At 57.2% G+C, this 9,829-nt stretch carries 6 protein-coding genes; all 6 read right to left on the bottom strand.

Annotated elements, in window-relative coordinates:
• Window positions 1–1,595, bottom strand: a 1,595-nt coding sequence (locus AB5Y51_RS10515) for a retention module-containing protein (RefSeq protein ID WP_368178407.1), incomplete at its 3' end; no start/stop codon positions are given.
• 267 nt (window positions 1,596–1,862) lie between these two features.
• Window positions 1,863–3,788 (bottom strand): EAL domain-containing protein, encoded by a 1,926-nt coding sequence (locus AB5Y51_RS10510; RefSeq protein WP_103242943.1) that lies wholly within the window; start codon window positions 3,786–3,788, stop codon window positions 1,863–1,865.
• 3 nt (window positions 3,789–3,791) lie between these two features.
• Window positions 3,792–4,550: a transglutaminase-like cysteine peptidase gene (locus tag AB5Y51_RS10505; protein WP_368178406.1), complete on the bottom strand. Its 759-nt coding sequence runs from the start codon at window positions 4,548–4,550 to the stop codon at window positions 3,792–3,794.
• Between the two features lie 99 nt (window positions 4,551–4,649).
• Window positions 4,650–5,981, bottom strand: a complete 1,332-nt coding sequence (locus AB5Y51_RS10500; RefSeq protein WP_180911013.1) for a TolC family outer membrane protein — start codon at window positions 5,979–5,981, stop codon at window positions 4,650–4,652.
• A gap of 35 nt (window positions 5,982–6,016) precedes the next feature.
• Window positions 6,017–7,432: an HlyD family type I secretion periplasmic adaptor subunit gene (locus AB5Y51_RS10495; RefSeq protein ID WP_010675165.1), complete on the bottom strand. Its 1,416-nt coding sequence runs from the start codon at window positions 7,430–7,432 to the stop codon at window positions 6,017–6,019.
• Window positions 7,425–9,569: a type I secretion system permease/ATPase gene (locus AB5Y51_RS10490; RefSeq protein ID WP_039040368.1), complete on the bottom strand. Its 2,145-nt coding sequence runs from the start codon at window positions 9,567–9,569 to the stop codon at window positions 7,425–7,427. The genes AB5Y51_RS10495 and AB5Y51_RS10490 overlap by 8 nt, the downstream gene beginning before the upstream one ends.
• Window positions 9,570–9,829 lie beyond the last annotated feature (260 nt).

Raw genomic sequence — 9,829 nt, 5'->3', positions numbered from 1 at the left:
TTGATGGTCAGGGTCAGGGTCGCCGTGCTCACGTCTCCGTCCGCATCCGTCAGGGTGTAGGTGAACACTTCGCTGCCCACCCCGCCCCCGGTCAGTGCCTTGAAGTCACCGTCGTTCGGGTTGAGGGTGTAGGTGTAGGTGCCGTTGGCATTGAGCACCAGGCTGCCGTAGGTCCCGCTCAGGTTGGCGGCCGTCACCGCCGCGCCATCCGCCCCCTGCACGTCGTTGGTGATGACGTTGCCATTGAGGACCAGGTTGTTTTCCGTCGTCGTGGTCGGATTGCTGTCGTTTACCGCCGTCGGCACGTCATCCAGTACCACGACATCCAGCCCTGCACTGGTCGTGTCGCCATCGAAGTCCGTCAACACAACGTTGAAGCTCTCCGTCAGAGCCCCATCATTTGCAGGTTTGTTATGTGTTTCGTTATCGTTCAGGGTGTAGCTGTAGGTCACGCTGCCAACCCCTGTCACCGGGTTGTAGCTGACGCCGGTCACCAGCAGTTGATTTCCCAAAGGACTGGGGATCCCCTGGGGGAAGGTGGTCAAGACCTGGCCATTGCTGATCAGCGTCACACCTCCCAGCGTCAGGCTTTGTACTCCATCTGCCGCATTGAATGTAAAGGTACTGCTCTTGGTCAAGGCTGCGCCATCGGGGGCTGAGCCATCCGGCAATGCGGCTTCATCAAGGACAAGCTCACCACCCTCGACCTGCAATCCATTCAGCGAGACAGGCTCATCTACAGGGGTGATGGTGATAGTCAGAGTGGAGTCGTTGGTATCATCCCCATCCGTTACGGTGTAGTTGACCGCAGGTACAGGCCCTGTGTAGTTCAGCGCGGGGGTAAAGGTATAGGAGCCGTCGGCATTGATGATCAGCGTACCAATCCCATCCAGCGTGCTCTCAACGCCAGCAGCAATTCCCTGATTGCTGCCCCAGCTATAGGAAATGACAGACGAATCAAGGGGACCATCCGGATTGTTGCTGTTGTCGAGCACATTGCCACTGATGGCCTGATCTTCCTGAGTGACTGCAGACTCATCCTGATCATCGAGCTGATTCTCGGGCAGAAGATCGTCTTCCTGCAGCACATTCTGATCGATCAACGTGTCATAGCCGGTATCGAATCCGGCCTCGGCTATGGTCGCATCCCCGATGCGGTCTATGACAACAAAACCACCATTGCCACTGGCCCCAGCGACCCCGCCGATACCGCCACCACCACCGGCGGCAGGTGCCCCACCGGCAGCAGAGGCTTCGAAGTTCTTGGTCGGGTCAACCCCTTGAAGGATGGATTGTTGCAACGCCGCAATTTCTGGCGACACTTCAGGCGAGCCTTGCTGATGATTGGCAACCGATGAGGAAGATTGCCCCTCTGGAGGCATCTCTGCCCCTGCCGGGACACCATTGTCCGCTGCAGGTTTGTCATCGTAGGGCGCCAGCATCAATTTGGCATCATCAGCGATATTGAGTCTGGCGCCAGGCTGCAGGATCTCGCCAGGCTGGAGAGGGCGACTGCTGCCATCGGCAAGCAGGATCTGAACGTTGCCTTCTACGGAAGAGACGACCACTGTTTTGTCGATGATTTGGGTGCGCATATCCATTGCTCCAGGGTGACAGATCTTGATGCCTACACTCTAGATACGCCCCCGTCCTGCTTCCGTTGCAAAAATGTACAGGGTTGAGTCTCTTTGACTTCATCCGATGCAGCGAATCGAACGAATATTTTTTACATATAAAAATCAATTAAGTAACAGCGCGAGTTTTAGTGATATTACCTATATGTCGCGTAAAAATGATGTACATATTCTAAACAGATATAAAAAAGAGCCCTTAATGGGCCCCTTTCTATCGAGTTGTACCGCTTATGCCAGTGGAAATGCAGGGTGAACGAACCCCTGATAACCATCGATATGCAAACTGGACAACAATTCAACCTGCCGTTTATCTTCCACCCGGGTGGCGATGGTCGTGACACCCGCGTTGTGGGCAGCCCGACAGACAGCCGCCAGGAAGGAGGTATCGGCGCCTGGTTCCATGACCTGGCTGGTATACCCGTGGTCCACCTTGACATAAGCGGGGGTCAGCTCTTCCAGATAGCCGAGGGACTGGAAGTGCCGGCCATAGTGATCGACCCCCCACAAGAAGCCGTGCTCTCGCAACAGCTCAACCAGATGAGTCACATACTCTTTGTGTTTCATGATGGCCGCTTCCGGGATCTCGAACAGCAGTCGCTCCTTCAGCTCCACGTTCAGCGACAGATAGCCTCTGAGCCATGTCAGGAACTCATCCGAACAGAGAGAACCCGCCGTGATATTGACTGCCAACACCAATTCCGGTTGCTGCTTGAACAAGGGGATGCAGGCTTCCAGCACCGCCTTGTCAAACTCGGCCCCCATCTTGAACTGCTCGATCGCAGGCAAGAACTGCCCTGCGAAGTAATCCGTTCCATCTCGCGAGATGGCCGCGAACAACTCGGCATGCAGGCGGGTACCATCATCGAAGCGACATGCAGGCTGTGCCTTGAAGCGCCAGAGATGTCTGGCAATGGCATCCTGCACCAGGTCTCGCCAGGCAAGGCGTCCCATCAGTCCCTGCTCATTGCCGCCTTCCATCACGACGGCACCGCGCCGCTCATTGCGCGCTTTGCCAAGGGCGTTATCCGCCTTCGTCAGCAGGGCCGAGAGATCGTCATTGCCATCACGGCCGGCGATGCCGACGACGGACAGCGCACCGCTTTCTCCCATGGGATTGACAACCAGATCGGCGATACGGCTGTTGATGAGCTCCGCCAGCTCCTTGAGCTGAGACAGATCATCGGTGGGGCAGAGCAAGGCATACTCCGTCGCCGAGATCCGGGCCAGCGCCGCGCCATCCCAGCCATCCAGCAGTTCCCTGAGCACCTGTGCAATGGACTTGACCATGTTGTCCCTTGCAGCAAAGCCCTCTTCCCGATAGAGATCGTCCAGCATGTCGACGGCCACCAGCATGACCCCGCCCTGCCCGGCCTCCGCAATCCAGGCATTGACCTGCCCGACGAAGTAAGAGCGGTTGCCAAGCCCGGAGACGGCATCCACATAGACGCGGGCTCGCAGATTCTCGGCCTCGTCGGCCTGCTCTTTGAATTGCACGGCAAGCTTGCTGGAAAGGGTATTGATGGCCTGTACCACTTGCCGCAGCTCGCGGGTCTTGGGCTCGGGAATGGCGTGGCCGAAATGGTGCAGCTCGATTTCAACCGCCTGATCGCAAATCAGCTTGAGCGGTTTGAGCAGATAATTGAGCGCCCGCATCAGCAAGAGAGTAGTGACGAGAAAGCCGACCAGGAACCAGGTGGCCAGTTCGCTCATTCCTTTCCAAAGCTCGTAGTAGGCTTGTCCAGGGTGGCCGACGACCTTCAGCTTGCCCAGTTGCAGCCAACCCGACGTCAAAATCGATTCATTGGCCACTTCAGGGAACAGATCCAGCCCAATGAACCACTGTGGGACCCCTTCAATATGGCTGCTGTTCTCCAGCTCGATGACATCCTTGGAGGCCAGCAGATCGAGACGGACCAGCTTGTAGTAACCCCCGTCGAACACCGCCTTGATCACGGATTCGGCACTGACCTTGTCGCCGTTCTCCAGATAGGGGGTCAGCGCCAGACCCAGTGCGGTGGACGTATTGATGACGGTGGTCTCCTGCTGCTGCGCCAGGTAGTTGCGGGTCGAATTGAATTGCACCCAATAGGTGGCGGCAAACAGCAATCCGAACAGCAGCAGCATGGTTGCCAATAGTTGTCTGTAGAGCGTCATAGGTTAATCATCCAAATTGACCGCAGGCCGAGCCAATCGCCCCGATGTCATGCGATTGCGTAAGTCTGTCCATAATCCCAAGCGGGATGATTGCCCAGCCAGTTCCCCTTGACCACGCGCTTTCATCAGCCACAAGTGACTACCGTTAAAACTGTAAATTGGCAACAAATCCGTCCGTTGGGTCGCCGGGCGAATTGAGCCGACAAGATTGTCCAGAATCAGGGGTACTGCCGCAGGCGTCTCATAGTAGGCAACGACCATATGAAACTGGTTATAATCCAATGCCTTGACATATACCATTCGCATTTTTTCATCAGGGATGCCAAGTTCCAGCAAGGTAAAATACTTGGAAATGCTGAAGTCTTCACAATCTCCTCCCGCTGCGCCCAGAAATTCCAGCGGTGTCGCCCAATAATCCTTCTTGTGCCACAACTTGATGTCATCGATGAAACGCATCTGGTTGAAGAACTGGTTCACCTTCTCCAGCTTCTGCCGATCCGTCAGCCCCGCCGCCTTGTTCTGCATTGCCAAAGTGCGCCAGTTGGTGACCCGTTTGCCGGCCCTGGGGCCATAGGTCTCCTCCGCGCGCTTGACCAGTTTCATATCCTCCGGTGAGAGTGGCTGGCTGGCGCTGAGCAGCAGGGGGATCGCCAGCAGGACCAGCCACAGCAGGCGAACCCGCCAGGGCGCACGTGCACCTGCGAGGGCTCGATACCCATCACGTCGGCTGCAGCCTGTCGATGCCACTTCTTTCTGTGTCATGACGCCGCCATCATCCCCTGACCACCGGACGCATAAAAGAATGACTGCAGCACGCTGCAGCCATTCCCCTTGCCTGATATGACATCAGTGGCAGGACCATCAGTTGTTGTTGGCCTGCCATTCAACCGGTTGCTGCACATTCAGGGCATTGAGCAGACCACCGGTGGCATTGAGGATACGATAATCTGCCAACAGGGAGTCGTACTCGGCCGTGATGTAGCTGCGGCGAGCCTCGAACAGTTCGTTCTCCGTGTTCAGCACGTCCAGCAAGGTCCGTTGGCCCAGGCCGAATTGCTTCTTGTAGGCCTGTACGGTGTCATAGCTGGCGTCCACGTGCTCTTTGAGGAAGACTTTTTGCTTGGCCAGCGACTCTTTGGCGTTCCAGGCGAGGCGGGTCCCCTCTTCCACCTGACGGAAGGCATTCATGTGAATGTCTTTGGCCTGGGAATAGAGGGCTGAGGTTGCCTTGCTTTCTGCCAGATCGGACCCACCGCGGAACAGGTTGTAACGCATCCGGACCATGGCGGTGAGATCGTCGTTACGGCCTTTGACCGCATCGATGTCCTCGTTCCAGTTCTGATCCACTTCAAAGGCTACGTTCGGGTAGAACCCGGACTTGGAGCCTTCATGCTGGTACTTCGCCTCTTCGATGTCCTGCAGGGATGACAGCAGGGTCGGGTGAACCTCTGTTGCCGTCTTCAGAGCATCTTCCAGTGTTGCGGGCAGGAGTTGGGTATTCGGTACGGGCTGAACGAGATCCTTGGGCACTTCATTGACGACACGGATGAACTCGCTCTCGGCATCCCGATAGTTGTTCTCCGCCGCCGCCTGATTGGAGTAAGCCCGAGCCACACGACCGTCGATCTGGGTCTGGTCAGCGGTCGACCCTAGACCGGAGTCGGTCCGTTTCTGGATGTCACTGCGGATCTGCTCGTGGGTTTCAAGGTTCTGCTTGGACAGCTCCAGGATCTCCTGCTGACGCAGCATGTTGAGATAGACCTCGGCCACGCGCAGGGCCGTGTTCTCCGCCTCGGAGATCATCGCCAGGCGCTGGGCCTGGGCGGCGGCATCGGTCCGTGCCACGTTGCTGCTGACATCAAAGCCGTCAAACAGCATCTGGCGAAGGCTGATCCCGGCCTCCTTGCGCGTCATGGAGTCATCGATCGTCTGTGAATTCGGACCTGCGGCACGGGTCGAGGGACTGTCAGTCTTCTCGTAACCGACGCCACCACGCAGATCAATGGTGGGGTAATAGCCGCCCTTGGCTCCATCATGCTGATACAGTCGTGCCTGATAGAGATCAAAAGCTTCCTTGATTTTCGGATGGGTAGCCAGTGACTGCGCCACTGACTGTTCCAGCGTCTGTGCCTGGCTCAGGCCCGGGAACAGTATGGTGCCACTAACCAGCATGGCAACAATCGTCTTCTTCATGGTATCTCCAGTCATGTTGTTTTTAGATTGTTGGCTTATCGTTCTCTCAGTGCCGACTGCTTAGCCCTCAAGATGGGTTTCAGCAAGTAGTCTAGGACACTTTTTTTACCAGTAATAATATCTGCACTGGCTAACATACCGGGGATGATGGGAAGTGCGTTAAGCTCATCGCCCAGATAACTCTTCTCGGTTCGTACTCGCACCAGATAGAAGGAATTGCCCTCCTCATCCTGGATTGAGTCGGCACTTATCTGTTCAACCTTGCCATGTAAACCTCCATAAATAGTGAAATCATAGGCAGTTATCTTGACCACGGCCTCCAGTCCGGGTCTGAGGAACGCGATGTCCTTGGGCGACACCTTGGCTTCAACCAGCAGGGTATCTTCCAGCGGCACTATCTCCATCAGGTCCATGCCCGGCTGAACGACCCCACCCAGCGTATTAATCTTGAGCTTCTTGATGGTCCCCTTGAGAGGCGCGATCACACTGGTACGATCGACTCTGTCCCTGAGGCCGACCTGGCCCTCCGACAACTGGCTCAACTTGCCTTGACGTTCGTTCAGCTCGGTCTGGGAGTCCGCCCGGAATTTCAGGGCGATATCATTTCGCTTCGAGATGGTCTCCCGCAGTACCGAGTTGAGCTTGGGCACCAGCAGGCGGTTCGCCTCCAGCTCCCCTTGCATTTCGTTGACCTGCCGCTCCAGTTTAATTAGCTCCACTTGAGGAACTATACCCTCTTTTGCGAGAGGACGGCTGATGTTCAGCTCCTGACGAGCCAAATCAACGCTGCGACCTACGGTCCGGATCTTGGCATTGAGCTCTATGGTCTCCTGCTCTTTCTGCTCGATCTGCTGTCCCAGGATGTAGAGCTGGTTCTTGAGGTTGTTTAACCGCGCCTCCTGCACCGATCTTTCACGGGCGGCATATTCGGCAAAGACATTCTCGTACCCTTCGGGGAACTCGATGGCCTGTTTGTCGATGGCAACCTGTTCACGCCAGCCCAGATTGGGCTCGTTCTTGACTACCACGCTGCGAATTTCGGCGCGCAGGCGGGCGATATCCCCCTTGAGGGTGACCAGCTCCTGCTCCCGTTCGCGAAAATCCGACTTGAAGCGGGTATCGTCGATGCGCAGCAGTGGCTGTCCCTTCTCGACGATGTCCCCCTCCTTGACGAAGATCTCCTTGACGATCCCCCCTTCCAGGTTCTGGATCACCTGCAACTGGCGCGACGGTATCACCTTGCCCTGGCCGACTGTCACTTCATCCAGCTCTGCCCAGGCTGCCCAGACGATGGCGCTGACAAAAAACAGGAAGCAGGCCCACAGCAGGACTCTGGCACGGGTGGGTGTCGTCAGCAGCACGGCGGCGGCGCCGTCATCCACGTACTCGAGATGCTCGGGTGCAGGCAAGACCGTATCTGAGGGCGTTTTCTTGAACCAGTGGTTAGCCATTCGCCGTCTCCTGCACCCGCACCTTGCCTTCCTTCAATTGCTGCAACACCACCTCTTTGGGACCGTCCGCCACTATCTTCCCCTGCTCCACGACGATGACCCGGGAAGCGACATCCAGCATGGAGGTCTTGTGGGTGATGAGGATAAGGGTGGTTTCGGGGCCGAGCCGCGCCAGCTCCTGCTTCACGTGCATCTCTGACTGGTTGTCCATGTTGGAGGTCGGCTCGTCCATCACCAAAATGGGGGGATCGTTGAGCAGGGCGCGAGCCAGCAGGATGGACTGACGCTGGCCACCGGAGAGCTGACGTCCCCCTTCGCCTATCTGTCTGTCGAGGCCGTTGGGATCCCGGTTGGTAAAGTTGGTGACCCCGGCCCGCTTGGCGGCGCGCAAGACACGGGCATCGTCCACCAGGGGATTACCCAGCATGATATTGTCCCGCACGGAACCAAAGAAGAGGGTCACATCTTGCGGCACGCAGCCGATGTTGCGGCGAATGATGGTCGGCGGCAGTTGGTCCAGCTCAAAGCCGTCCAGACGCACCAGACCGTCAGTCGGACGGTAGAGACCCATCAGCAATTTCTCCAGCGTGGTTTTACCCGCACCGATCCGCCCGATGATGGCCACCTTCTCACCCGGCTCGATGCGCAGGTTGATGTTGTGCAGGGTGCTGCTCTCCATGCCCGGATACTTGAAGGAGACATTTTCAAACTCGATGCGCCCCTGGATGACCGGATGGTGGATGTACTGCCTGCCCTCCTCCTGCTCACCCGGCGTCATCATGATCTTCTCCAGGATTTCGAGCGCCGACTTGGCCTGGTTGTAGCGGGTGGAGAGTACCGAGAGCTGCACCATGGGGGCGATGGCCCGGCTCGACAGCATCACGGCCGCTATCATGCCCCCCATGGTCACCAACCCTTCCGAGATCTGGTAAACACCGACGATCACCAGTCCCACTGTCACCACCTGCTGGATGTAGCTCGCCAGAGAAGACATGGAGTTGGTGATGCGCCGGGTCTGCACGCCCCAGGTCGAGATGTGGGACACCGCCTGCTCCCAGCGGTGCTGGAACATGCTCTCGGCCCCGAAAATCTTCACGGTCTCAAGGCCCGAGATGCTTTCGATCAGATTGGCGTTCTTCTGGGAGGCGAGCCGGGAGCCCTCCTCGATGGATTGCTTCAGCGGTGCCTGAATGTAGAAGCTGTAGGCCACCAGGATCAGGATGGCGATGATGGGCACCACCACCATGACACCGGCGAAAATCCAGATGATGAAGAGGAAGAAGATGGCAAACGGCAGATCGATCAGGGTGGAGACGGTGGCCGACGTGAAAAACTCGCGCACCGATTCAAACTCCTGCAAGTGCTTGGCAAAGGCACCGGTCGACGCAGGCCTGGACTCCATTTTCATGCCCATCACCTTGGCAAAGATTTTGGCCGACAACAGCACGTCGGATTTCTTGCCTGCAATATCGATGAAGTAGCTGCGCAGCTGGCGCATCACGAAGTCGAAGGTGAACACCACCATGGCTCCAACCGCCAGCACCCAGAGGGAGTCGAATGCCAGGTTGGGCACAATCTTGTCATAGACGTTCATGGTGAACAGGGGGCTGGCGATGGCAAACAGGTTGATGAGGATCGAGGCCACCAGCACATCCCGATAGATACCGCGGGACTCGAACAAGGTGCTCCAGAACCAGTGACCATCACGGGTCTCCAGCACTTTGGGCGAGCGCTCATCAAACTTGAACTGCCGCTTGACGTAGAACAGACGACCATTGTACTCGTCACCCAGCTGGGCAAGACTGACCCATTGGGCCGCGTCTCCGGCCTGGGGAAAGATGACCCTCGCCTGGGTGCGTTCTTCATTCCATTCAAGCAAGATGCAGGCGCCGCCATTGCGCGTCTGCAAGACGCAGGGCAGCAGCAGGGAGGAGATCTGTTCAAGGGGCTGGATCACTTCGCGGGCAGAGAGACCGCCCCGCTCGGCGGCACGACTGAAGAGCGCCGTGCTGAGACGCCCGGAGACCAGTGGCAAGCCGGTGGTGAGAGCATCCTGACTGTTGGGCACCCCGTAAAAGCGGGTCAAAAAGACCAGGCACTCCAACAGTTCATCTATATGGCTGGTTTCTGCTTGCATAGCATCCCATCAAACATGATTCAGAAGGTTGTCTCGGGGCCGAATATCCAAAGCCCGGCGGCGATCCGGAAAAACAGAACAGACCTCGCCACCCAGACCCACAACCCGATTAGCGCACAGAGCCGGGACACTGCATGTCTCGCCTCCCTCACAGATTTTCATGCCGGAAACGGAGGGGACATACCAGGCACCTGGTGTTGCCAAGAAATATGCCACCCGGTTCGAAGAGACACCGCCCGGTATACAAACTGCAAAGAGTT

Origin of the sequence: Aeromonas sp. R7-1 (genome assembly GCF_040908115.1) — a bacterium.
GTDB classification, from domain to species: domain Bacteria; phylum Pseudomonadota; class Gammaproteobacteria; order Enterobacterales; family Aeromonadaceae; genus Aeromonas; species Aeromonas caviae.
Note: the sequence above shows the minus strand (reverse complement) of the source record. Positions and strands in the feature narration are given on the sequence as shown.

Coding starts and splice junctions, on each gene's coding strand:
- AB5Y51_RS10505 (WP_368178406.1), bottom strand. CDS start 4,550: ATGACACAGAAAGAAGTGGCATCGACAGGCTGCAGCCGACGTGATGGG.
- AB5Y51_RS10495 (WP_010675165.1), bottom strand. CDS start 7,432: ATGGCTAACCACTGGTTCAAGAAAACGCCCTCAGATACGGTCTTGCCT.
- AB5Y51_RS10490 (WP_039040368.1), bottom strand. CDS start 9,569: ATGCAAGCAGAAACCAGCCATATAGATGAACTGTTGGAGTGCCTGGTC.
- AB5Y51_RS10500 (WP_180911013.1), bottom strand. CDS start 5,981: ATGAAGAAGACGATTGTTGCCATGCTGGTTAGTGGCACCATACTGTTC.
- AB5Y51_RS10510 (WP_103242943.1), bottom strand. CDS start 3,788: ATGACGCTCTACAGACAACTATTGGCAACCATGCTGCTGCTGTTCGGA.